Raw genomic sequence first — 25227 nt, forward strand, 5'->3', positions numbered from 1 at the left:
GATGGCCCGTTTTTTTATGCTGTAACTCAGTAGACGTCGCGCAGATAGCGTTTTTCTTTCTTCAGCTGGTCGATATACGCTGCGGCACGTTCACCGGACAGACCGCCAGCCTGGCGTACCACTTCATACAATGCGGCGTCGACATCTTTCGCCATGCGCGATGCATCACCGCAGACGTAAAAGTATGCGCCTTCCTGCAGCCAGGCGTAGAGCTCAGCGCCTTTCTCCAGCATCCGGTTCTGAACATAGATTTTCTCTTCCTGATCGCGCGAGAAGGCGAGATCGAGGTGCGTCAGCAGACCGCTCTGCTGCCAGCCGTGCAGCTCATCACTGTAGATATAGTCATGCTCCTGATGCTGATCGCCGAAAAAGAGCCAGTTTTTGCCTTTTGCTTCCGTTGCCTGACGCTCCTGCAGAAACGCGCGAAACGGCGCAATACCGGTACCCGGTCCGACCATGATCAGCGGTGCATTGCCATCAGCCGGCACGCGGAACGCTTTATTAGGCGAAATAAAAATAGCCGGCTTCTCGCCACGGCGTACGCGCTCTGCCAGATAAGTGGAACAGACGCCTTTACGCTCGCGTCCGCCGCTGTGATAGCGCACAGAGGCGATGGTCAGGTGCACCTGATTGGGATGCGCTTTGGCGCTGGAGGAGATGGAGTAAGCGCGGTGCTGCAGCGGCCGCAGCATCGCCACAAATTCCGGCACCGACAGGCTGCGCTTCAGCTCCAGCTGCAGCAGATCGAGGCTGTCTTTGCCCCACAGCCAGTTGGCCAGCGTATCTTTATCGTCGTGCTGCAGCACATGCAGCAGCTCCTGGTTGGCGGTGTGCTGGCCAATCCACTCAATGAGCTTGCGTGACGGCTCGGCGATTTCAAACTGATAGGTCAGCAGATCGCCCAGATTACGATCGAAGCCCGGTACCGGTGTTTCATAGTCCGCTTTTAGCTCAGTCAGCAGCAGCGTGACCAGCGCGGCGTCGTTGACCGGAATAATCCCCAGCGCATCGCCCGCTTCATATTTCAGACCGCTACCGCTGAGATCAAATTCAAAGTGGCGGATATCTTTGGCCGACTGTTCGCCGGAGAGGCGTTTATTGGTGGTCAGCGCAGCCGCATAAGGATTCTGCTTATTGCTGCCGGGGATCACCGGCGCTTCCGGTGCGCTCTCCAGCACGGTGCCGCTGCTGCCGGCGCTGGCGGCAAACTGCGGCATCGCGCTGCCAATCCAGGCATCGGATGGCTCTTCAAAATCGATATCGCAGTCGATGCGATCCACTACGCGGCGCGCACCCAGCTGTTCAAGACGCATATCGATGAATTTACCCGCCTGGCAGAAACCGTCGTAGCCGGTATCGCCAATTGCCAGCACGGCAAAGTGCATCTGCTCCAGGCGCGGTGCGGTGCTGGCTGAAATCGCCTGCCAGAACAGCTGCGCGTTGTCAGGCATCTCACCTTCACCATAGGTTGAGGTCACAATCAGCACATGACGCATGGTGGTGAAGACTTCGAGATCGACCTCACCCAGCGCCTGCACCACCGGGACCAGACCTTTGGCACGAGCCGCTTTAGCCGCGGTCTGGGCCAGCGCTTCGGCATTTCCGGTCTGGGAGCCGTACAGAATGTGCAGCTGCGTAGTTGCGCTGGCGCCAGCGGCAGGCGCCGTCTGCTTATCTTCCAGCACTAACAGGCGCGAGTGGAGACCGGCGAGAAAACCCGCCAGCCAGTATTTCTGCTCACCGTTAAACGGTGCGTCTTCAGGAATGTAAGGAATCTTCATGATACGGGTACTCAATCCTGTTAGTAATGTTCACTCTTAAGGCTCAAATGCCGGGCTGACGCGATCAGGATAGTTTTCCGACCGCAGCGGCAATTTCCGGCAGCGCTGCACGCGCAAACAGCTCTTCAAAGTCCGGCAGGTGACCCAGCACCTCGCGATGGCGCGCATCCTGATAGATGATCCAGCCATAGGTCGCCAGGCTATCCATAGAGCGGATATTACGCTGCGTTAATGCCGCTTTGTAATCAGCCATGCGTTTTGCCGCGATCAGGCTTGCCAGCTCATCATCGCTGTAGCTCTCAATTGCCGCGCGGGCGTGCCGCTGCAGCTTACTGACCAGCGCAAAATCCTCGGTCATCAGCAGATTGCGTACCGCTTTTTCAACCGCCGGATCTTCCACTGCGGTGCCTTTCGGCAGCTTGCCCAGCGCCAGCTGCTGCGCAAAGCTCAGCACGGTGTAGTTGTTAAGCAGGATAAACATCTCCTGCGTATCGGTCGCACCGTAGGCGGGTACGGCCCCGTCAGCAATGGTTTTGCCGCTGCGCCACGCCGCTTTAAATTTGGCTACCTGGTGCGCAGCCAGCGAGGTTGAAAGCTCTTCCAGCAGATCTTTGCGCGATTTTGCTTTCAGGATCTCACCACCATCCTGGTAGAGCAGCAGCGAACGCGGCATAACATACACAAAGTGCTGACATTCGCTCTCCCAGTTCGCCAGCAGCCAGGCGGCGCGTGGCGAGCGGGTCGCTTCCAGATGCCAGTTCAGCATGGTCAGTACCGCCTGCTTATGCACGCGCGCCATCTCGTTATCATCCGCAATGGAACCAAAGAGTACGGAGTCTCCCGCCGCATGGCCGGCAAGGTTGCCGTACGGGTCATACTGATAAGCGAAGCCGCCGCTCATGCCGTTGCCAAAGCCTTTGCCAAAGGTGCCGAGGTTAAGGATGGCGCCGTTGGTCATATATTCACAGCAGAAATCGCCCACGCCTTCCACCACGGCGGTGGCGCCGGAGTTACGTACCGCGAAGCGATCGCCCGCCTGGCCCTGCACAAACAGCCGGCCGCCGGTGGCACCAAACAGCGCAAAGTTGCCGATCAGCACGTTGCCATCGCTATCCTGTGCGCCGCCGCCTGGTGACATCACCACCAGCTCACCGCCGCACTGACCTTTGCCTACGCCATCGTTACAGGTGCCGTAGTGCTGCATCAGCATGCCGTCGTTACAGAACGCCCCGAATGATTGTCCGGCTGCGCCCTGGGTATGGATTTGCACCGTACGTGGCGCCAGGTAGTGGCGCCCGCGATCGTCCTTCAGCACCGCCGGCAGCAGGAGGCGCTGCTCAGCCGGTAGCGTATGGTTCAGCAGGCGCTCGATATCGATAGCCAGCTGTCCGCCAACGCTTTTATTGCGGTTATTCAGCGTCACGCCGTTGCCCAGAGTAACCTCACGGCCCGCCTGCTCAACCAGCTGCGCCGTCACTTCCGTTACCCAGCCGTCGTCGAGCGTAAAATCTTTTTCCAGATAGACCGGATGCGCGATTTTCTGTTCCGGTACTACCGTCAGCATGGCGCGCAGATCGAGTTTGCCCACTTCCAGCGGATGATCCATCAGGTGCAGCAGATCGGCCCGGCCGCGCGCCTCACGCAGCGAGCGCAGGCCGAGGCGGGCGAGAAACTCGCGCACTTCCTGCGCCACGTTAATGAAGTACTGCGCCAGCTGACGCGGATCGCCATCAAAGGCTTCGGCATTGGTGGTTAAGCCCGCCGGGCACTTCACGTTGCAGTTTTTCGCCATCACGCACTTCAGCATCATCAGTGCCGTGGTACCAAACTCAAAGCTATCGCCGCCCAGCAGCGCGGATTTAATCACGTCGCTGCCGGTCTGCTGCGCGCCGGAGCAGCGGAGCTGTACTTTGTCACGCAGGCCATTGGCGCACAGCGCCTGATGAACTTCAGCAATACCGATTTCTGCCACGCGGCCGGTATATTTCAGGCTGGTTACCGATGCCGCACCGGTTCCGCCGGTGTTGCCCGCCACGTTAATGACGTCGGCGCCGGCTTTGGCTACGCCCACCGCAATGGTGCCGATACCTTCTGAAGAGACCAGTTTGACAATAACGCGCACGCGCGCGGCTTTGCAGTCGTGGATCAGCTGTGCCAGATCCTCAATGGAGTAGGTGTCATGGTGAGGCGGAGGCGACACCAGCTCCACACCCGGCGTGCCGCCGCGTGCGGCAGCAATCTCTACCGTGACTTTAGGCGCCGGCAGCTGACCGCCTTCGCCAGGTTTTGCACCCTGACCAATTTTGATCTCCAGCTCTTCCAGCATCGGATCGGCCAGGTAGGCCGCCCAGACACCAAAACGTCCTGAAGCCAGCTGTTTAATGCGCGAGGCGCGGATGGTGCCGTGACGCGAATAGTGCTCGCCGCCTTCACCGCAGTTACTCATGCCGCCCACCATATTGGTGCCGTGCGCGACGGCTTCATGCGCAGGCGCAACCAGCGCTCCGTGGCTCATTGCACCGGAAGCGAAGGTGCGGGTGATTTCGTGTGCCGGCTGAATCTCCTCCAGCGGCAGCGAAGGCTGCGCCGTGAAAATTTTTGCCAGATACTCTGCGGCCTTACCATAGGCGGTAATGCGCAGCACGCTCTCTTCCACGCTGCTGCTCTCAATGTCATCCCGGAAGCGGGTGCTGAGCGCACGCGCCAGCGCCGCCAGACGCTCCTGCTCCGGTTTCAGACCGGCAATCGCGTCGATCAGGCGCAGTTCAAACTGGTTCAGGCTGCCCGCCACCGTCTGACACTGCAGGCCACGGATGGCGAAACCATTGTTCACCAGCGAATAGCGGCCCAGCTTGCGGCCAAACTCCGCTTCACTGTCAACGTGGGTCAGATCGCAGGGCAGGGCAAGAATGTCACGCAGCGCTGCCGGACGGCGTTTGCGCTCAGCATGCATCAGGCTGGAGAACTGACGGTAATCCGGCGTAATGGCAAAGGTATCGATGACCGCATTCGGGATCCGTTCAAAGCTGCTCTCTTTGAATGCGTCCGCTTTAATACCAAACGCGTTTTCCAGCCTGGCGAGCGTCATCAGACGGATAAAGTTATCCTCTTCGCGCGCCTTATCGGCAAAGCGGATCGGCTGTTCAGTCATATCGATAAAGGTTCGCACGGCGATGGTGCCGTAGGAGTGACCGGCACCTTCCGCACGCTCTTTGAACAGGCCAAGCAGCGGCACTTCCGCTTCACCCTGGATTTTCAGCGCGCTTTGATGCCAGTCTACTGCCATCTGGGCGATCGCCGGGAAGCCTGCGCCACCCACCGGGGTTTTGATATTCGGAAAATATTTTTTCAGCACCGGATCTTCAGTATCGAGAAAATTAGGCTCAAAAAACTCACCGCAGCTGTAGCTCTCGACGGTGCAGAGGCCCACTTTACCCATGGTCTTCATCAGCGCTTTCTCAGCGGCTTTGGCATAGCGCCTGAACGCCTTATTACCCTCTTCGCCTTCACCAAATTTCTCTTCTGCGCGCATCTGTACGCCCAGCGGATAGACGGCGGAAGCACCGAAGCCGAGCGTGGCAGCGATATGGTGCGACGAGATGCTCTGACCGCTCTCAACCACCAGAGAGACATCCAGACGCAGCCCTTCCTGCACCAGACGCTGGTTAATGGCGGAGATCACCAGCAGCATCGGCATGGCGGCATGCGTGGTTGATACGTGACGATCGGTGATCACGGCAATGCCGCCCTGCGTACGGGCGAAATCCACCACCTGCTGAGCCAGATTATCTATCGCTTTTTCCAGCGCGCTGGCATTAGCGGCGCGGCTGACGATATCTTTGCCGGTCACCGGCTCATAGAGCATTTCAAAGCGCGCGTAAGGTGCCACGTTCTGCTCGCGCAGGCGCAGCATATCAAGGTGGGTCAGGATCGGACTGGGAACAATAATCTGCTGCCCTTTGCTACGGCCAAGATGGGGTTTTGCGCCCAGCGCCACGCGCAGCGTCATGCCGTCAGCTTCACGGATAGAGTCGAGCGGCGGGTTGGTCACCTGCGCAAAGCGCTGCGAAAAGTAGTGCGCCATGCCGCCTTCATGATCGGAAAGGCCGTTGATGGCGTTGCCGTAACCCATTGCGGAGATCTTCTCCGCACCGGTCTGCAGCATCGGATCCATCATGAACTTGAAGCTTTCCTGGTTGTAGTAGTAGGCGACAAAACGCTGGTAGGTTTTGAGATCGCCGCGATAGCGCAGCGGAGAGCCAAGCTTCTCGGCCGGAATTTCCGGCAGCTCATGCAGCTCGACGCGCGCCGCCTGCAGCAGGGCACGATAATCTTTTGCGGCCGCCAGTTTTTCCAGCGCTTCGGTCGTGGTATAGGCGCGCTTCTCTTTGTGATCGTAATAGAGCATACCGCCCGCTTCGATGCGGCCGCGACGCAGTACGCTTTCTGGCGGAAAGGCAATCTGGCCCGCTTCTGACATGGCACCGATATAGTCGGCAGTTTCCACTGAACGCAGCGGACGCAGGCCCAGGCGATCCAGACGGGCACCGATGACCTCGCCGTTGCCGAAAATCAGCGCGGCCGGACCATCATTTTTCTCTTCATACAGCGAAAAGTACTCCAGCATCGCACGCACGTCAGCGGAGAGTGAACTGTCGTTCTCCCACGCCGGGGGCATCATGGAGACCACGGCGGTGATCAGGTCGAGATCGTCTTCCATCAGGCGGCTGTGGATGCTCTGGTCAAGACGCGAGCTGTCAGACTGGCCTTTAGGGCGGACAATTTTTTTACCGCGCGCCAGCATCAGCGCCGCTTCAGCAATGCGGTTTTTACGATCGGTATTCAGCTCGCCGTTATGCGCCATCAGGCGGAACGGCTGTGCCATAGTGGTATGGGGATCGGTATTGGTCGAGAAGCGGGTATGGAAAAAGAGTCCGCGCACCTGGTGATCGCTGTCGGTGAGGTCTTTAAAGTAAGGGATCACTTCATTCGAGTTCAGACGCGCTTTAAACACCTGCGTGCGGGAAGAGAGTGAGAGCGGATAGAGGCCGCCAAACTCACTTTCGGTGAACGCGCGCGCTTCGATATCCAGCAGCGCCCGGTAGATCTGACGTTCGAAGTCAGTCTGATTCGTCAGCGCAGGCGGAGCGGCAAACACCCACTGCACAATCGGCAGCTGAAACGCCACGGCGGCAGGGCGGGTTACGCTATTATCCAGCGGCATATCGCGCTTCAGCAGCACCGGGAAATTCCATGCGGCCAGCGTCTCTTCAACCAGACGTTCGGCATTAGCCCGCAGCGCGGCATCTTTCGGGACAAAAAAGTTGCCTACGCCAAACTGGCCAGCTTCCAGCGCCTGGCCGGTTAATTTACGGAAAAAGTTAAGCGAGAGATCGACGTTAACGCCGGCACCATCACCGACACCCTCTGCGGACATCCCGCCGCGATGCGGCACGGTGCAGAGTGCGCTGTGCGCCATCTGCAGAATGTCATGTGTCTGCTCGCCGTCCTTGCGGGTAATAAAACCTACACCACAGCTATCGCTGCCTGCGGCCGGGTCGTACAAACCATAGGAATGAGGTTTTTGCGTGGACATTGAGAGTCTCCTTAAACTGCTTTAGACATTGCCTGTTCTGTTTCAGGCACAGAGCGCTGACGCGTGCTGTTTCACTGGTTTTTTCCGCGCTGTACGCGGGCGTCGCCACACCGAGCAATGACTCTCAGGATCCGGGTATAACGTCCTTGATGAGTTGCTCTTCAATCCGGTCTCTAACGGGAGATAACTTGCATCCAGAGGGAGTCTTCTTGCTGCATAGATATGTCGAGACACAGTCCCGACTGGAAAGCATCCAGCGGAATTTCAACTTATCGGGAAAGCGCACAGAGGTCAAATAGAGAGCGCTGAGCCCTATATCTGCAGAAAAAAGAGGTTAACCTTATGAATTTTATGTTTTTTAACAGTAAATTTATGTCAATAAGCGCCGATTTAAACCCCTGCTAAGTGTGAGCCGTCTCACTATCTGCAGGCGGCGATATTACTTTACCCTGCTGGCAGTGCTGCTTATAGCAGCATAAAATATCGTAGCTGTGCAGACCGGCATGTCATGTATCTGTTTTTCTTATGGCGTCTGTTTTGAATTAAATATAGGTCTGTATAAGCAAAACTAATCAGAAGGTAACTGAGTAAAATTTCGTTAAATGTGAATCAGTATGCAATAAGGAGGGGTGGCAGTATGCTGAGAAATCAGCTGCCACAGGCGAAAGAGAGCAATAAGGTCTGACGCTTAGCTGCGCGCAGACGGCCTTTCAGATTATTCACCTGTGCAAATTAGTCAAGTGCTTTACTCAGCGCGAGCCAGATAACGTTCAGGCCGGGCGCGGATGCACTATGATGGGGCGTCAGGCGGGCGCAATATCCCGGTCAGCCCGGGCAGACGCAGGCTAATTACGTTATGATGGCGCCATTCGTTCAGGGGATCTGCCATGAAACAAATTCGTCTGTTAGCTCAATATTATGTCGACCTGATGGTCAAACTCGGTCTGGTGCGCTTTTCACTGCTGCTGGCGTCGGCGCTGGTGGTGCTGGCGATGATTGTCCAGATGGCGGTCACTATGGTACTGCGCGGGCACGTGGAAAGTATCGACGTGGTGCGCTCGGTCTTCTTTGGTCTGCTGATTACGCCCTGGGCGGTCTATTTCCTGTCAGTCGTGGTCGATCAGCTGGAGGAGTCGCGTCAGCGGCTAACGAAGCTGGTTGATAAGCTGGAAGAGATGCGCACGCGCGATCTCGAGCTTAATCAGCAGATGAAACAGACCATCACGCAGCTGAATCAGGAGATCAGCGATCGCATCAGCGCAGAAGAGGCGCGTAAACAGGTGATGGATAAGCTGCGTGAAGAGATGGCGCGCCGCGAGCAGGCGCAGATTGAGCTGGAGCAGCAATCCTCTTTCCTGCGCTCATTTCTGGATGCATCGCCCGATCTGGTCTTCTACCGTAATATCGACAAACAGTTCTCCGGCTGCAACCGCGCCATGGAGCTGCTGACCGGCCTAAGTGAAAAACAGCTGATCGGACTGACGCCGCGCGATATTTATGATGATGAGGCAGCGACCAAGGTACTGGAAACAGACGAAAAGGTGTTTCGCCATAACGTATCGCTCACCTATGAGCAGTGGCTGCAGTATCCGGACGGGCGCAAAGCCTGTTTTGAAATCCGTAAAGTGCCCTATTACGATCGGGTGGGCAAGCGCAGCGGCCTGATGGGATTCGGACGCGATATCACGGAGCGTAAGCGCTATCAGGATGCGCTGGAGAACGCCAGCCGGGAGAAAACCACCTTTATTTCAACGATCAGCCACGAGCTGCGCACGCCGCTGAACGGCATCGTGGGTCTGAGCCGTATTCTGCTGGATACCGAGCTCAGCCAGGAGCAGCTGAAGTACCTGAAAACGATTCACGTCTCAGCCATTACGCTGGGCAATATCTTTAACGATGTAATCGAAGTGGACAAAATCGAGCGGCGCAAAGTTCAGCTGGATAACCAGCCGCTTGATTTCACCGGTTTCCTTGCCGATCTCGAAAACTTATCCGGCCTGCTGGCCCAGCCGAAAGATCTGAAGTTTGTTATGCAGCCCGCGCTGCCGCTGCCGCATAAAATTCTGGCTGACGGCACGCGCTTACGGCAGATCCTGTGGAACCTGATTGGAAACGCCGTGAAATTCACCCGCGAGGGAGAGATTGTCGTGCGGGTCGCGTACAGCGCGAATGAAACGCTGCGCTTTGAAGTGCAGGATTCAGGAATGGGTATTCCGCAGGAGGAGCAGGACAAAATCTTTGCCATGTATTATCAGGTCAAAGATCAGCACGGCGGCAAACCCGCGACCGGTACCGGTATCGGGCTGGCGGTATCGCGCCGCCTGGCGCAGGCGATGGGCGGAGATATCACAGTCAGCAGCGCGCCGGGTAAAGGCTCCTGCTTTGTGGTTGAGATTAACGCGCCGCGCGTGGCTGACGAAGTGGAAGATACCGGCCTGGATGACAGCCTGCCGCTGCCGGCGCTGCACGTACTGCTGGTGGAAGATATTGAACTGAATGTGATTGTCGCCCGCTCGGTGCTGGAGAAGCTCGGCTGCAGCGTTGAGGTCGCCATGAACGGCCATGACGCGCTAAGCCTGTTTGATCCGCAGGAGTTTGACCTGGTGCTGCTGGATATTCAGCTGCCGGATATGACCGGACTGGACGTTGCGCGCGCTATCCATCAGCAGCATAAGGGCGTGCAGCTGCCGCCGCTGGTCGCGCTGACGGCCAACGTACTTAAAGATAAAAAAGAGTATCTCGATGCCGGAATGGATGAAGTACTCAGTAAACCGCTGGCGGTGCCGGCGCTGACGGCGGTGATCAAAAAATTCTGGGATTATCAGGGCGAGGCAGAAGAGACAGATATGCCTGTAGCGGATACGCAGTCGCGCATGCTGCTGGATGTGGCGATGCTGGAGCAGTATATCGAGCTGGTCGGGCCTGGCCTGATTACACAGAGCCTGACAATGTTTGAACAGATGATGCCTGGTTATCTTGATGTGCTTGATTCCAATATGATGGCGCGCGATCAAAAAGGCATTGCCGAAGAGGGGCACAAAATTAAAGGTGCCGCAGGATCGGTAGGCTTGCTGCATCTGCAGCAGCTGGCAAAACAGATCCAGTCACCGGAACTGCCGGCCTGGTGGGACAATGTGCAGGAGTGGATCGATGAACTGAAGCAGGAGTGGCGACAGGATGTTGCCGTACTGCGTGAATGGGTTGCCGGGCGGGAAAATCAGAAGCGCTAAAAAAAATGACCCCGGTCGAAACCGGGGTGCGCGAATACTGCGCCAACACCAGGGAAAAAGTGACTGCTGCTGTTATGGTTAATTGAAGTAAAAAGCAGCAGTCAGGTATTGGTTAACGTTACAAAATCACCTTAGCAAATTTGCCAGCCTGCGCGACAAGATTCATTAAATTGTGTGATGTTGAACAACGTTCCGCTACAGAAAACATTAATTTGACAACACTGTCAAGCGGGGAATCAATTTCCCCGCTGATTTGTTTGTTATTTAACCAATATCAACTGGTTTTGGCTGATTTTTCGCCATCAGGATTGAGGGAAGCGGCGAAAGCCCGGATAGCTATCCGGGGACGGATTGTTATCAGGAAAATAGTCTTTATGCTATTGTTTTGTAATAAAAATAGCCGTATTGCATCACATTTATCCGAAACGTTTTGGAAAGCAGGCGGTTAAACTTCCAGATCGGTCGTTCTGAAAAACAGGCCGGTCAGAGTGTAAAATTTGATTTACGGACAATTGCCGGGGGATTCGGCTTTCTGGCAGCATAATATGTGTCTGAAACCGATCTCATAGCAGACGATAGTCAGGAAACGCTAAGCTATTCCTTGCAAATGTTAAGCTATATGAAAGTCTTATTAACATGACTATTAGTACAGGTTAACGGCGGTCTGAAGTTTGCTTTGCGCGATTTTTATGCATGGAACCGATTCCTTAAAGATGGAAGTCTTTGATGTTTCAGGGTATCAGCAGAAGAGCCGCGGCTGGCCTGAACGCTTTTTCAGCTCCGGAAACCGGCTGGCAGCATGCAGGCAGGTATAACAATGGGCACTGGACGCAATCATGACCAGAGTGATTAATTAATACAGGGAAGGGATACAGGAAGAGGTAATGAAAAAATACAGAGGGAAAGGGTTCAGCCTTTTCAGGTCGCTGATGGTTAAATGTCTGCTGGCATGGGCAGTACTCTGGATCGGAGGAATTGCCGTTTTCGCTTTTTTACCCGTGCCTTTTTCCGCGGTTATGGCGGAACGTCAGGCAGGCGCCTGGCTGCACGGAGATATCAGTTATGTCGCACATTCAGAGTGGGTCAGCATGGATAACATCTCCCCGTGGATGGCGCTGGCCGTGATTGCCGCCGAAGATCAGAAATTCCCTGAGCACTGGGGTTTTGACGTTGGCGCTATTCAGCAGGTGCTCGACAACAGCAGCGGCGAGCGCATGCGTGGCGCGTCAACGCTTTCTCAGCAGACCGCGAAAAATCTCTTTTTGTGGGACGGACGTAGCTGGCTACGTAAAGGGCTGGAGGCGGGGATGACGGTTGGCATTGAAACCGTCTGGAGTAAACGTCGTATTCTGACGGTCTATCTTAATATCGCTGAGTTCGGTCCCGGCGTTTTTGGCGCTGAAGCCGCAGCGCAGCACTATTTCCATAAGCCCGCCAGCCGCCTGACTATCGCAGAGGCTGCCCTGCTGGCTGCAGTATTGCCTAATCCGATCCGTTTTCGCGCGGATGCGCCTTCAGGCTATGTTCGCCAGCGTCAGCAGTGGATCATGCGTCAGATGCGCCAGCTGGGAGGGGAGGGTTTCCTGAATCGCTACCGGCTACACTAAAACCTTTACTCTTCGTCAAAGCCCGATTCAAACAGCTCAATAACGGCGGCCAGCGCCGCAGTTTCCTGCGGTCCGCTGGCTTCAATTTCAATATGACCGCCTTTTGCTGAATCCAGCATCAGCAGCGCAATAACGCTGCTCGCCTCAGCCTCGGTGCCCGCTTCATTGCGCAGCAGAACATCCGCGTCAAAGCTCTGCACCAGCTCAAACAGCTTCATCGCCGGGCGCGCATGCATACCCAGCTTGTTACGGATTTCGACGGTTTGCTTTACGGTCATGATTTACGCTTTTCCAGTGTGCGATGACGCGACTGCACGTTTTTACCGCGCGAACGGAAATAGTCAGCCAGCTGCTCGGCGATATACACGGAACGATGTTTGCCACCGGTACAGCCGATCGCCACAGTAAGGTAGCTGCGGTTGTTGGTTTCCAGCATCGGCAGCCATAGCTCAAGATAGCTGCGCGTCTGGTAGATAAAATTATGTACTTCTGTATGCCGATCCAGGAACGCCGCCACCGGTCGATCGAGGCCCGTCATCGGACGCAGCTTGGGATCCCAGTGCGGGTTAGGCAAAAAGCGCACGTCAAACACGTAGTCGGCATCGATCGGGATACCGTGTTTGAAACCGAACGACTCAAACACCATCGTGAGTTCGCGTTCGCGCTTGCCCAGCAGGCGGGTGCGCAGCATCTCAGCCAGCTCATGCACTGACATCTCTGAGGTATCAATAATCAGATCGGCACGCGAGCGCAGCGGCTCCAGCAGATCGTTCTCTTCATCAATGGCGCTTTCCAGCGACAGGTTTTTGCTGGAGAGCGGATGCAGGCGACGGGTGTCGCTGTAGCGCCGGATCAGCGTATTGCGATCGGCATCCAGAAACAGCAGCTGAGGAGAGAAAGAGTCAGGCAGATTATTTAACGCCAGCTCAAAGACTTCCTGCGACTCCGGCATGTTGCGTACATCAATACTCACCGCCGCCGAAATATTCCGCTCTGTCAGCGTATTCGCCAGCTCAGGCAGCAGGACTACCGGCAGATTGTCGACACAGTAAAAGCCCATATCCTCCAGGGCACGCAGCGCAACTGATTTACCTGAGCCTGATCGACCACTGACGATCATCAGCACCATCACTATTCTCCCCTGTTTTATCCGGCCTGCAGACCGGTAACGCTATGTACTGATTACGAATGCGCTTCCTGAGCTTCTGTGATAATGGCGTAGAGCTCTTGATCACTCTGGGCCGCACGCAGGCGACGGCAGACCGTCTTATCTGCCAGGCGTTTTGCGACCAGCGACAGGGTATGAAGGTGCGTCTTACACTGATCGGCAGGCACCAGCAGAGCGAACAGCAGATCGACCGGCTGATTATCCACGGCGTCAAAAGCAATTGGCTGATCGAGGCTGATAAACACCCCCACCGCCCGCAGCGTGTCCTCTTCCAGTTTGCCATGCGGAATAGCAATGCCGTTGCCAATGCCGGTACTGCCCATACGCTCGCGGGTCAGAATCGCTTCGAAAAGCGTCTGGTGCGGCAGATTGAGCTGCTTAGCCGCCAGTTCGCTGATAATCTCCAGCGCGCGTTTTTTACTCTGGCAGTGTACGCCGCTGCGGGTGCAGTCAGGCGTCAGAACCGAGCTCAATTCCAGTGTCAGATCGTTGTTCATCGTGGTTTCACTTGCGAGTTCACATAGCCACAGAGCGAAAAGCCCTGCTGGCGCTTGCGCAGATGATAAAACGGGGCGCTCTTCCGCCCCATTTTTCCCTGAGCGCTGAACGGGTCAGCGCTCTGCAAACGTGAAGGTTAGTGTTTTTTCAGTTTGTCTTTATGTTTGGTCAGCTGACGTGCCAGCTTATCAACCAGCCCGTCAATGGCCGCGTACATATCTTCCGCTTCCGCTGTGGCGTGCAGCTCACCGCCGTTAACGTGCAGAGTTGCCTCTGCAATCTGAGTCACTTTCTCCACTTTCAGAACAATATAAACCTGATTGATGCGATCGTAATAGTGTTCAAGTTTGCCAAATTTGCTGTTCACAAATTCGCGCAGCGGGTCAGTGATTTCGACATTGAGTCCGGTAAGGTTTAGCTGCATAGGTCTTCCTTCTGAGTTCGGTCAAACCAGCTGTTTACGCTGGTTTGATGGCGGTATAGATAAAGACTCGCGATACTTCGCAACCGTACGTCGCGCTACCATAATACCCTGTTCAGATAACATGGCGGTCAGTTTGCTGTCGCTCAAGGGCTTTGCGGGATTTTCTGCCGCGACCAGTTTTTTTACCAGCGCACGAATGGCCGTAGACGAGGCTTCGCCGCCGCCTTCCGTGCTGACATGGCTGGAGAAAAAATATTTCAGCTCAAAAATACCACGCGGACTGTGCAGATATTTTTGCGTGGTCACGCGTGAGATGGTGGACTCGTGCATATCGACCTGTTGCGCGATATCTGCCAGCACCATCGGACGCATATACTCTTCGCCCTGCTCAAAAAACGCCTGCTGCTGCGCAACGATACAGCGGGTAACCTTGAGCAGAGTGTCATTACGACTCTCCAGGCTTTTAATGAGCCAGCGCGCTTCCTGCAGATTATTGCGAATAAACTGGCTGTCGCTATCGCTGCGCGCTGAACCGCCCATGGCGGCATAGTGCTGGTTTATCCGCAGACGCGGCAGGCTTTCAGCATTCAGTTCCACTATCCAGCGTGCGCCCGCTTTGCGCACCAGCACATCCGGAATAACGTATTCCGGTTCACCCGTATTAATCGATTGTCCGGGGCGCGGATCGAGCGACTGTATCAACAGCATCGCCTCTTTCAGCACCTCTTCTTTCAGGCGGGTCACCCGCATCAGGCTGCGGAAGTCGTGATTAGCCAGCAGATCGAGATGTTCACTGACAATCAGGCGCGCCTCTTTTAGCATAGGAGCGTCAGCCGCATATTGCGATAGCTGAACCAGCAGACAGTCGCGCAGATCGCGCGCGCCTACGCCAACCGGATCAAACCGCTGGACGCGCTTGAGAACCGCCTCTACCTCATCCAGCGTCAGCTCATCGTCGCCGATACTGTCGCAAATTTCCTGCAGCGTCACGGTGAGATAACCGGTCGTGTCGATCGCATCAACAATCGATGTCGCAATAGCGCGATCGGTATCGGTAAACGGGGTCAGCTCCACCTGCCACATCAGGTAATCCTGCAGCGACTGCGTGGTTTCTCCCTGATACACCGGCAGTTCATCATCCTGATAATCTGTTCCGGTGCCGGAAGGGGTGCCGGCGGTATAAATTTCATCCCACGACGCATCCAGCGGCAGCTCGTCAGGCATCTCTTTCTGTTCCAGCGCCTCACGGGTATCTAACGTATCGCTTTCCTGCGTTTCGCGTGCGTCCACTTCATCATGAATATCGGTCTGCTCAAGCAGCGGATTGCTCTCCAGCGCCAGCTGGAGCTCCTGCTGGAGTTCAAGCGTAGAGAGCTGCAGCAGGCGAATGGCCTGTTGCAGCTGGGGGGTCATCGCCAGCTGTTGGCTGAACCTGAGTTGCAAACCTTGCTTCATAATCCGGCTTGAATGTCCTAAGCGAATATCGGGTTAATCGACACCTTATCAGAGTCTGAACTCTTCGCCCAAATAAACCCGCTTAACCTGCTCATCTGCCAGAATTTCATCCGGCGTGCCGTGTGCAATCAGATTGCCCTGGCTGACAATATAGGCGCGTTCGCAAACAGCCAGCGTTTCACGCACGTTATGGTCGGTGATCAGGACACCGAGGCCGCTGTCGCGCAAATGTTCGATGATCTTTTTGATATCGATAACGGAGATGGGGTCAACCCCGGCGAACGGCTCATCCAGCAGAATGAACTTTGGATTCGCTGCCAGCGCGCGTGCAATTTCAACGCGGCGACGTTCTCCCCCGGAGAGCGCCTGGCCCAGGCTGTTGCGCAGATGCTCAATATGGAACTCTTCCATCAGCTCATTGGCGCGATCCTGGCGCTGCTCTTCGGTCAGATCGTCGCGGATCTGCAGCACGCCCATCAGATTGTCATACACGCTCAGCCGCCGGAAAATAGAGGCTTCCTGCGGCAGATATCCGATACCACGACGCGCACGGGCGTGCAGGGGCAGGATACTGATATCCTCATCATCGATAATAATGCGGCCCGCATCGCGCGGGACAATGCCGACCACCATATAAAATGTCGTGGTCTTACCGGCGCCGTTAGGACCCAGCAGTCCGACAATCTCGCCCGATTTAACCTGCAGGCTGACATCTTCCACTACGCGGCGGCCTTTATACGCTTTGGCCAGATTTTCAGCGACTAAAGTTGCCATCGGTCAGTTACTCTTTTTAGGGCTCGCAGCGGAACCGTTTTTATCCTGCAGCTGTGAAGGAACCAGCACCGTGGTGACGCGTTTGCTTTGACCCTGACTATAGGCCTGCATTTTCTGCTCTTTCACCAGATAGGTGATGCGATCGCCTTTGATGTTGCTGTCCTGCTGTTCAATAAAAGCATTACCGGTCAGCTCGACAAAATCGTTGGCCAGCTCATAGTGCAGCTTAGCGGCATGGCCTTTAACCGGCTTGCCGTTGTCCTGCATCTGATAAAACGTAGCCGGATTGCCATAGGCATCAACAATAGTTTTGTTGCTGTCGCCGCCGGGACGGGTTACCACGACTTTATCCGCTGTAATTTTAATCGTGCCCTGCGTGACAATAACATTGCCGGTAAAGGTCGCCACGTTGCCCTGCAGATCCAGCGCCTGATTAACGGAGTCGATATTAACCGGTTTTTCTGAGTCGCCGGTGACAGCCAGCGCGGGCAGGCTGCCAATCAGCAGCGATCCCAGCAGCAGCGCGTTAACGCTATTTTTGTTCATTTTGAATTTCATAAGAGGTTTTGACCTTTTCAAGCAGTTCGGCGTTTTTTGTCCGCAAATTGCCGCGCATCTTCATGCCCGTGGAGTTAAAACTGCGGCCAAATAGCGTCACCTGGTCGTCAGACATGACATCCTGGGTCACCAGATTGACCTGCGCGTTATCAGTGATAATGCGTTCCAGCTGAGAATCCTGCGTCAGCGTATGTACTTCAACGTGGCCATACAGATAAAGCATACGATCTTTCGTTAGCTTTGCTTTGTCCGCCCGTACTGACCAGGTTGGCACTTTGTTTTCATCAAAGGTTGTCATAACGGGACGATCAAACCAGCTGACTTCATCAGCTGAAAAATAGGTCACTTTATCGGAGACAAGCTTGTAGGCCAGTGCACCCGTTGGGTTGTATACCACGGTATTAGAGTTCGCGCTGGTGTAGGTTGGCTCCTGATCGTTTGAAGCCAACGGCGTGGCACTCTCATCCTGATTCGTCAGGTTCCAGCCGATCAATATCAGCGCGACCAGAGCCAGAATCAGCGTTATCCAACGCCTGCTTTTACTCATACTGATTGCCCTCTGGCATCCTCAAATTTATTCTGCGCCAGTAATATCAGGTCGCATATTTCGCGTACCGCACCGCGTCCGCCGCCGATGCGTGTGACATAGTCTGCACGCGGCAGCAAGACCGGATGTGCATCCGCTACGGCAACACTCAGACCCGCCTGCGCCATGACCGGCCAGTCGATCAGATCGTCGCCAATATAGGCAACCTGCGTGCTGTCCAGTGACAGTTTATCCAGAAGTTCGCGCCACGCCAAAAGCTTATCTGATTGTCCCTGGTAAAGATGCGTAATGCCCAGCGTTTCACAGCGATCTTCCAGCAGCTTAGCGCGACGGCCGGTTATAATAGCGACTTCGATGCCGGAGGTCAGCAGGCAACGTATGCCGTAGCCATCCCGCACATTAAACGCCTTCAGCTCTTCACCGCTGTTTCCCATATAGATCAGGCCGTCTGACATGACGCCATCGACATCACAAATCAGCAGGCGGATTTGCGCTGCCCGTGCCATGACTTCAGCTGATACCGGACCATAGCAGGTGGCAACCAGCGCATTTTCAGCGTTCATTTACATTTCCTGTTCAGACTACGCCAGCGCGCAGCATGTCATGCATGTGGACGACGCCCAGCAGCCGATCTTCATCGGCTACCAGGACGGCAGTGATATTTTTATTTTGCATCAGATTTAAGGCCTCTACCGCCAGCATATTTGGCCGGACGCGGATGCCGCCACGCGTCATGACGTCCTGAATACGCGCTGACTGAAAATCGACGCCCATATCAAAAATACGGCGCAGATCGCCATCGGTAAAAATCCCTTCAATTTTCATTAAGTCATCAACGATCACCGTGAGACCGAGGTTTTTGCGCGTGATCTCCAGCAGGGCATCACGCAGCGACGCCTCGCGCGTGACGTGCGGAATTTCATCGCCGCTATGCATAATGTCGCTGACGTGCAGCAGCAGTTTACGACCCAGCGCGCCGCCAGGATGCGACAGAGCAAAATCCTCTGGCGTAAAACCGCGCGCCTCAAGCAGCGCCACCGCCAGCGCATCGCCCATCACCAGCGTTGCCGTGGTGCTGGACGTTGGCGCCAGTCCCAGCGGGCACGCTTCCTGCGGCACTTTCACACACAGGTGAACATCTGCCGCGCGGCCCATGGCGCTCTCCGGGCGGCTGGTCATACAGATCAGCTGCACTTTCTGTCGCTTCAGCACCGGGATCAGCGCCAGGATCTCTGCCGACTCGCCGCTGTTCGAGATGGCGATAACCACATCGCTGGCGCTCACCATGCCGAGGTCGCCATGGCTCGCCTCACCCGGATGCACAAAAAAGGAGGCGGTGCCGGTGCTGGCAAAGGTCGCGGCCATTTTCTTACCGATATGTCCTGACTTGCCCATGCCCATCACCACGACTTTTCCCTGGCAGGCATAAAGCAGCTGGCAGGCGCGGCTGAAGTCGTCATTGATATACTGATCAAGCTGTTCAAGTCCTTCACGTTCGATGCGCAGAACCTTTTTACCCGCCTGCTGAAAATCAAACTCTGCATGCTGCTGTGACATATCAGTGCATCCTTAATAGCCAGTAAGAAGGGTGGGGCTGAGCCACAGCCATAGCACCCAGAGAAGAAATCCGCTCAGTAACAGCGCGCCGGCTATCCGGCCGACGCGCCGCTTACGCAGCAGACAAAACAGGGCAAACACTACGCTGACGCCGAGCATGACCCAGTAATCACGGCTAAACGCGAGCGGATTGACCTCGCCCGGATGAAACAGCGCGGGCAGGCCAAGAACAATCGCCAGGTTGAAAATATTGGCGCCGATCAGATTACCAATCGCCATATCATCTTCACCTTTCAGCGCACCCGCGACAACCGTGGCCAGCTCCGGAAGGCTGGTCCCTACCGCGATAAGCGTCAGCCCCATCACCAGCTCGCTTACGCCAAAGTAATCAGCAAAGACGGTGGCATTGTCGATGACCATACGGGTCGACATCGGCAATATAATCAGCGCGACCGCCAGCCAGAGAAAGGCTACCGTGTTACCCGCTTCATCGCGCGGCAGTTCTGCCAGCTGTTCCCGGGTGAGTGTATCGCTGTTGTCATGTCCGGCGCGGCGGGCAATGCGGATCACGATCAGCAGATAGAACAGCGCCATCAGCAACAGCGCGACACCATCCAGCCGGCTCAGGTAATTATCAAACAGCATAATGCCGCTCAGCAAAGAGACCAGCAGCAGCAGCGGAAGTTCGCGCCGAATCAAATTGGAGTGTACGGTTAAAGGATGAAGCAGCGCGGCGCCACCCAGAATTAACAGGATATTCGTAATGTTTGAGCCCAGCGCGGTGCCTACGGCCAAATCCATCTGTCCATGTTGCGCAGCTGAAAACGAAATAATCAGCTCCGGTAGCGATGTGCCGATACTGACTACCGTCATGCCGATAATCAGCGGCGGAATACCGAATGAGCGGCACAGAATGGCGGCGCTGAAGACCAGTCGATCGGCCCCGTAAACCAGTAACAGCAATCCGATAAACAACAGGGCGGTAGCTACAAACATGAAAAATCCTTGATGGATACGGTGCCGGCGGACCCTGGCCGGCAAAAAAACCTGAGATGCGGGGAGAGTCAGCCGCTGATTTTGACTCTCTGAGCGACAAAAGTAAATTTAATGACCGTTTTCGCCACACTGAACCGGTAAGTTTCTGTAAAACTATCGTGAATTGCGGTTTACCAGGCTACCATCCACCCCATTTAGTACGCCCGACCCGCTTAACGAGGTAATAATGACTCAGCAGCAAACGAATCTGGTCGAGGTGCGCGGTGTGAGTTTCACCCGTGGCGATCGCACGATATTCGATGATATTTCACTTACGGTTCCGGCGGGCAAAGTGACCGCGATTATGGGACCTTCCGGCATCGGAAAAACAACGCTGTTACGCCTGATTGGCGGTCAGCTGCAGCCTGACCACGGCGAAATCTGGTTTCAGGGCCAGAATATTCCCAGCCTGTCACGGCGCAAGCTCTATGAAGCCCGTAAGAAAATGAGCATGCTGTTTCAGTCAGGCGCGCTCTTTACCGATCTTAACGTCTATGAAAACGTCGCCTGGCCGCTACGCGAGCACACTCAGCTGCCGCCGGAACTGCTGCACAGCACGGTGATGATGAAGCTTGAAGCGGTCGGACTGCGCGGCGCGGCAAAACTTATGCCGGCAGAGCTCTCCGGCGGGATGGCGCGACGTGCTGCGCTGGCACGTGCCATTGCGCTGGAACCGGAACTCATTATGTTTGATGAGCCGTTTGTGGGGCAGGATCCAATAACTATGGGCGTGCTGGTCAAGCTGATTGATGAGCTGAACCACTCGCTGGGCGTGACCTGTATTGTGGTATCGCATGATGTGCCTGAAGTCCTGAGCATCGCCGATCACGCCTATATTGTTGCCGGGCAAAAAATCATTGCTGAAGGCAGCACCCGGCAGCTGAAGGAGAACGCCGATCCGCGCGTACGCCAGTTTATTGATGGGCATGCTGATGGTCCGGTGCCGTTTCGTTTCGCCGCCGGCGACTATCTTAGTGATTTGACCCGGACAGGGAGAGAGTAAACTCATGGTGTTACAGGCACTGGCGTCGTTCGGGCGTCGGGGAATAAACAGCTGTGCGACCTTTGGTCGCGCCGGTCTGATGCTGTTTCATGCGCTGGTGGGAAAACCCGCTTTTCGCCGCCATGCTCCATTGTTGATCAGGCAGCTTTATAGCGTTGGCGTACTCTCGCTGCTGATTATTGTGGTTTCTGGTCTGTTTATCGGCATGGTGCTGGGACTGCAGGGATATCTGGTGCTGACCACCTACAGCGCGGAGACCAGCCTTGGCATGCTGGTGGCGCTGTCGCTGCTGCGTGAGTTGGGGCCGGTTGTCACGGCGCTGCTGTTTGCCGGACGAGCCGGCTCGGCGCTGACGGCAGAGATTGGTCTGATGAAAGCCACAGAGCAGCTCTCCAGTATGGAGATGATGGCGGTGGATCCGCTGCGCCGCGTGGTCTCGCCACGCTTCTGGGCGGGTTTTATCAGTATGCCGCTGTTAACGCTGATTTTTACGGCCGTCGGTATTGCCGGTGGTGCACTGGTTGGCGTTGGCTGGAAAGGTATCGATCCCGGCTTTTTCTGGTCCGCGATGCAAAGCGCGGTAGATTTTCATAATGATGTCCTTAACTGCCTGATCAAGAGCGCAGTTTTTGCCATTACGGTAACCTGGATTGCGCTGTTTAACGGCTACGATGCGATTCCGACGTCGGAAGGTATCAGCCGGGCAACAACGCGTACCGTCGTACACGCTTCACTGGCGGTGCTTGGGCTTGATTTTGTGCTGACCGCACTGATGTTTGGGAACTGATGCAATGCAAAGCAAGAAAAATGAAATTTGGGTAGGGGTATTTATGCTGGCGGCGCTGGTGGCGCTGCTGTTTCTCAGTCTGCGCGTGGCCGATCTCAAATCGCTGGGCACCGAGCCCACGTGGAAGCTCTACGCTACCTTTGACAATATTGGCGGCCTGAAAATCAGTTCACCTGTAAAAATTGGCGGCGTCGTCATTGGCCGCGTAACGGATATTTCACTGGATGAGAAAAGCCTGTCGCCGCGCGTGACCATGGATATCAGCGAACAGTATGTCGACAAAATCCCGGATACCAGTTCTCTGGCTATTCGTACGCAGGGTTTGCTGGGCGAACAGTTTCTGGCGCTGAATCTGGGCTTTGACGATCCGGATCTCGGTTCAGCTATGCTGAAAGATGGCGGAACGTTGCGCGACACCAAATCTGCCCTGGTGCTTGAGGATTTGATTGGTCAGTTCCTTTACAAAAGCGGCGACGGCAGCAAAGAGAATCAGTCACAGGATGGCGAGCGTGCACCTGCGCCTGCCACAACGGAATAATCCAGAGAGGTAAAACACGATGTTGAAACGTTTTCTGATGGTTGCCCTGCTGGCAATCGCTCCCCTGGCCGCCACGGCAGCGGATACGGATCAGAGCAACCCGTATAAGCTGATGAATGAAGCCGCAGCCAAAACTTTTACCCGGCTGAAAAATGAACAGCCGAAAATCAAGCAGGATCCCAACTATCTGCGCGATATTGTGCGCCAGGAGCTGCTGCCCTATGTGCAGATTAAATATGCCGGCGCGCTGGTTTTAGGCCGTTACTATCGTGAAGCGACGCCGGCACAGCGCGACGCCTACTTTGCCGCATTCGGTGACTACCTGGCCCAGGCTTACGGGCAGGCGCTGGCGCTGTATCACGGTCAGACTTACCAGATTCAGCCGGAAAAACCGCTGGGCGATGCCAATATTGTGGCTATTCGCGTCACCATTGTTGATCCTAACGGCCGTCCGCCGGTGCGTCTCGATTTTCAGTGGCGTAAAAACAGCCAGAGCGGAAAATGGCAGGCTTACGATATGATTGCCGAAGGGATCAGTATGATCACCACCAAGCAGAATGAGTGGAGCGATCTGCTGCGCACTAAAGGCATTGATGGCCTGACTGCACAGCTGAAAACCTATGCGGCACAACCTATTACACTGGATAAACAGCAATAATGAGTGAATCGTTACGCTGGCAGCGCAGTACTGATACGCTGGTACTGAGCGGCAAGCTTGACCGGGATACGCTGCTGACACTATGGCAGCAGCGTGAAACGGTTATGCAGAATATAAATGTCATTGATGTGGCGGCTCTGGAGCGGGTCGATTCGGCCGGGCTGGCGCTGCTGGTGCATCTGCGCGAGATGGTACGCGCGCAGGGAAGTACGCCGCTGTTCACGGGTGTGACAGATAAACTCCATTCTCTTATTACGCTTTATAATCTTCAGCAGATTATTGTTTCTGCGGAGAAAAGCGTCTGATCTGACGGCTGAAAAACCAGGCCCCTGATGCGTTCAGGGGCTTTTGCATATTTAAGACTCAGCCGCTTTCCTCTAAGATATCCGCCTTATTATTATCAAGTGAAGTTATAAACCATGGAAAATAGTGAAGTTCAGGCAGTCCTGATGCAGGCGCTGTCATTAGATGAAGTCCACGTGATGAGCAACGACGGCAGCCATTTCCAGGTGATCGCCGTGGGCGAAATGTTTGGCGAACTGAGCCGGGTAAAAAAACAGCAGGCTGTTTATGCGCCGCTGATGGAATACATTGCGGATAATCGCATTCATGCGGTTTCCATCAAGACTTATACTCCCGCCGAGTGGGCTCGCGACCGTAAACTTAACGGATTCTGAGTACCAGTCTGGTTGTTTTGTTGATAGATAATTGAGAGCCGTGTTAATGGACAAATTTCGTGTGCAAGGCCCCACCCGCTTAAGTGGTGAAGTGACCATTTCCGGCGCAAAAAATGCAGCGCTGCCGATTCTGTTTGCCGCGCTGCTGGCAGAAGAGCCGGTAGAAATTCAGAATGTCCCGCAGCTGCGTGATATTGATACCACCATGAAGCTGCTGAGCCTGCTGGGTGCACGCACAGAGCGTAACGGTTCGGTGCATGTTGATGCGCGCGAAGTTAACGTCTTCAGCGCTCCTTACGATCTGGTTAAAACGATGCGTGCTTCTATCTGGGCGCTCGGGCCGCTGGTGGCACGATTTGGTCAGGGTCAGGTATCACTGCCGGGCGGCTGCGCGATTGGTGCCCGTCCGGTCGATCTGCATATCACTGGTCTGGAACAGCTCGGCGCGGAAATTAAGCTGGAAGAGGGCTATGTTAAAGCCTCAGTCAATGGCCGCCTGAAAGGCGCGCACATCGTCATGGATAAAGTCAGCGTCGGCGCTACCGTAACCATTATGAGTGCGGCAACGCTGGCAACCGGCACCACGGTAATCGAGAACGCGGCGCGCGAGCCGGAGATTGTTGATACGGCAAACTTCCTCAATACGCTGGGTGCAAAAATTTCTGGCGCAGGCACGGACAAAATTACGATTGAAGGTGTGGAACGTCTGGGTGGCGGTGTCTATCGCGTGCTGCCGGATCGTATCGAAACCGGCACCTTCCTTGTGGCTGCGGCTATCTCGCGCGGCAAAGTCATCTGCCGCAATGCACAGCCGGATACGCTGGATGCGGTACTGGCTAAACTGCGCGACGCGGGTGCAGAGATTGAAACCGGTGATGACTGGATTAGTCTTGATATGCACGGCAAGCGGCCAAAAGCGGTGAATATCCGCACTGCACCGCATCCGGGTTTTCCAACCGATATGCAGGCGCAGTTCACTCTGCTGAATCTGCTGGCGGAAGGCACGGGCGTGATCACAGAAACCATCTTTGAAAACCGCTTTATGCACATCCCGGAACTGATCCGTATGGGTGCGCATGCGGAAATCGAGAGCAACACGGCGATTTGTCACGGTGTGGAAACGCTCTCGGGTGCACAGGTTATGGCGACCGATTTACGTGCTTCGGCGAGTCTGGTACTGGCAGGCTGTATTGCTGAAGGCACTACGGTTGTTGACCGGATTTACCATATCGATCGCGGCTATGAGCATATCGAAGATAAGCTCAAAGCGATGGGCGCGAACATTGAGCGTATCAGCGGCGAATAAGCCAGTCAGTATGATGGACCAGAACCAG

The 25227-nt window shown here is 55.3% G+C and carries 22 protein-coding genes; 9 read left to right on the forward strand and 13 right to left on the reverse strand.

Going from position 1 to position 25227, the window contains the following annotated elements; genetic code table 11:
• Positions 1-26: 26 nt before the first annotated feature.
• Positions 27-1781: a sulfite reductase subunit alpha gene (locus tag FS690_RS08275; protein WP_039382173.1), complete on the reverse strand. Its 1755-nt coding sequence runs from the start codon at positions 1779-1781 to the stop codon at positions 27-29.
• Positions 1782-1845: 64 nt separating this feature from the next.
• Positions 1846-7377 (reverse strand): glutamate synthase-related protein, encoded by a 5532-nt coding sequence (locus FS690_RS08280; RefSeq protein ID WP_039382177.1) that lies wholly within the window; start codon positions 7375-7377, stop codon positions 1846-1848.
• Between the two features lie 887 nt (positions 7378-8264).
• On the opposite strand from FS690_RS08280, the gene arcB reads away from it, so the two are divergent.
• Both arcB and mtgA read left to right on the forward strand, forming a co-directional pair.
• Positions 8265-10607, forward strand: coding sequence for an aerobic respiration two-component sensor histidine kinase ArcB (arcB, locus tag FS690_RS08285; protein ID WP_104085592.1), 2343 nt, complete (start codon positions 8265-8267; stop codon positions 10605-10607).
• 929 nt (positions 10608-11536) lie between these two features.
• Positions 11537-12214 (forward strand): monofunctional biosynthetic peptidoglycan transglycosylase, encoded by a 678-nt coding sequence (mtgA, locus tag FS690_RS08290; RefSeq protein ID WP_369826812.1) that lies wholly within the window; start codon positions 11537-11539, stop codon positions 12212-12214.
• A 5-nt stretch (positions 12215-12219) separates the two neighbouring features.
• On the opposite strand, the gene npr is transcribed toward mtgA, so the two are convergent.
• From npr to FS690_RS08345, 11 genes are all read right to left on the reverse strand, one after another.
• The gene (gene npr / locus FS690_RS08295; RefSeq protein ID WP_039382188.1) at positions 12220-12492 is read right to left on the reverse strand and encodes a PTS phosphocarrier protein NPr; all 273 of its coding nucleotides are present in this window, start codon (positions 12490-12492) and stop codon (positions 12220-12222) included.
• Complete coding sequence (rapZ, locus tag FS690_RS08300) at positions 12489-13343, reverse strand: RNase adapter RapZ (protein ID WP_039382191.1); 855 nt, start codon at positions 13341-13343, stop codon at positions 12489-12491. Before rapZ ends, npr begins: the two co-directional genes overlap by 4 nt.
• Before the next feature lie 53 nt (positions 13344-13396).
• On the reverse strand, positions 13397-13879 hold the full coding sequence (gene ptsN, locus FS690_RS08305) for a PTS IIA-like nitrogen regulatory protein PtsN (RefSeq protein ID WP_039382195.1): 483 nt from the start codon (positions 13877-13879) through the stop codon (positions 13397-13399).
• 137 nt (positions 13880-14016) lie between these two features.
• On the reverse strand, positions 14017-14304 hold the full coding sequence (gene hpf / locus FS690_RS08310; RefSeq protein WP_039382198.1) for a ribosome hibernation promoting factor: 288 nt from the start codon (positions 14302-14304) through the stop codon (positions 14017-14019).
• Positions 14305-14325: 21 nt separating this feature from the next.
• The gene (gene rpoN, locus FS690_RS08315; RefSeq protein ID WP_039382200.1) at positions 14326-15759 is read right to left on the reverse strand and encodes an RNA polymerase factor sigma-54; all 1434 of its coding nucleotides are present in this window, start codon (positions 15757-15759) and stop codon (positions 14326-14328) included.
• Between the two features lie 48 nt (positions 15760-15807).
• Complete coding sequence (gene lptB, locus FS690_RS08320) at positions 15808-16533, reverse strand: LPS export ABC transporter ATP-binding protein (RefSeq protein ID WP_039382204.1); 726 nt, start codon at positions 16531-16533, stop codon at positions 15808-15810.
• A gap of 3 nt (positions 16534-16536) precedes the next feature.
• Positions 16537-17091, reverse strand: coding sequence for a lipopolysaccharide ABC transporter substrate-binding protein LptA (lptA, locus tag FS690_RS08325; RefSeq protein WP_039382207.1), 555 nt, complete (start codon positions 17089-17091; stop codon positions 16537-16539).
• On the reverse strand, positions 17066-17638 hold the full coding sequence (gene lptC / locus FS690_RS08330) for an LPS export ABC transporter periplasmic protein LptC (RefSeq protein ID WP_065650292.1): 573 nt from the start codon (positions 17636-17638) through the stop codon (positions 17066-17068). Before lptC ends, lptA begins: the two co-directional genes overlap by 26 nt.
• A complete protein-coding gene (kdsC, locus tag FS690_RS08335) occupies positions 17635-18201 on the reverse strand; it encodes a 3-deoxy-manno-octulosonate-8-phosphatase KdsC (protein ID WP_039382215.1) in 567 nt (188 codons plus the stop codon). The genes lptC and kdsC overlap by 4 nt, the downstream gene beginning before the upstream one ends.
• A gap of 13 nt (positions 18202-18214) precedes the next feature.
• A complete protein-coding gene (kdsD, locus tag FS690_RS08340; protein ID WP_039382218.1) occupies positions 18215-19195 on the reverse strand; it encodes an arabinose-5-phosphate isomerase KdsD in 981 nt (326 codons plus the stop codon).
• 12 nt (positions 19196-19207) lie between these two features.
• Positions 19208-20191, reverse strand: coding sequence for a calcium/sodium antiporter (locus FS690_RS08345; RefSeq protein WP_039382222.1), 984 nt, complete (start codon positions 20189-20191; stop codon positions 19208-19210).
• 226 nt (positions 20192-20417) lie between these two features.
• On the opposite strand from FS690_RS08345, the gene mlaF reads away from it, so the two are divergent.
• The 7 genes from mlaF to murA all read left to right on the forward strand — a co-directional run bounded on the left by mlaF (position 20418) and on the right by murA (position 25199).
• Positions 20418-21233, forward strand: coding sequence for a phospholipid ABC transporter ATP-binding protein MlaF (mlaF, locus tag FS690_RS08350; protein ID WP_039382224.1), 816 nt, complete (start codon positions 20418-20420; stop codon positions 21231-21233).
• Positions 21234-21237: 4 nt separating this feature from the next.
• Positions 21238-22020, forward strand: coding sequence for a lipid asymmetry maintenance ABC transporter permease subunit MlaE (gene mlaE / locus FS690_RS08355; protein ID WP_039382227.1), 783 nt, complete (start codon positions 21238-21240; stop codon positions 22018-22020).
• A 4-nt stretch (positions 22021-22024) separates the two neighbouring features.
• The gene (gene mlaD / locus FS690_RS08360) at positions 22025-22558 is read left to right on the forward strand and encodes an outer membrane lipid asymmetry maintenance protein MlaD (protein ID WP_039382230.1); all 534 of its coding nucleotides are present in this window, start codon (positions 22025-22027) and stop codon (positions 22556-22558) included.
• A gap of 19 nt (positions 22559-22577) precedes the next feature.
• Positions 22578-23216 (forward strand): phospholipid-binding protein MlaC, encoded by a 639-nt coding sequence (gene mlaC, locus FS690_RS08365; RefSeq protein WP_039382232.1) that lies wholly within the window; start codon positions 22578-22580, stop codon positions 23214-23216.
• Positions 23216-23521, forward strand: coding sequence for a lipid asymmetry maintenance protein MlaB (gene mlaB / locus FS690_RS08370; RefSeq protein ID WP_039382234.1), 306 nt, complete (start codon positions 23216-23218; stop codon positions 23519-23521). The genes mlaC and mlaB overlap by 1 nt, the downstream gene beginning before the upstream one ends.
• A 114-nt stretch (positions 23522-23635) precedes the next feature.
• Entirely contained in the window at positions 23636-23893 is a 258-nt protein-coding gene (gene ibaG / locus FS690_RS08375; RefSeq protein WP_039382236.1) for a BolA family iron metabolism protein IbaG, read from the forward strand.
• A 46-nt stretch (positions 23894-23939) separates the two neighbouring features.
• Positions 23940-25199 (forward strand): UDP-N-acetylglucosamine 1-carboxyvinyltransferase, encoded by a 1260-nt coding sequence (gene murA / locus FS690_RS08380; protein WP_039382238.1) that lies wholly within the window; start codon positions 23940-23942, stop codon positions 25197-25199.
• Positions 25200-25227 lie beyond the last annotated feature (28 nt).

Origin of the sequence: Pantoea sp. PSNIH1 (genome assembly GCF_007680655.1) — a bacterium.
Lineage (GTDB): Bacteria > Pseudomonadota > Gammaproteobacteria > Enterobacterales > Enterobacteriaceae > Pantoea > Pantoea eucrina.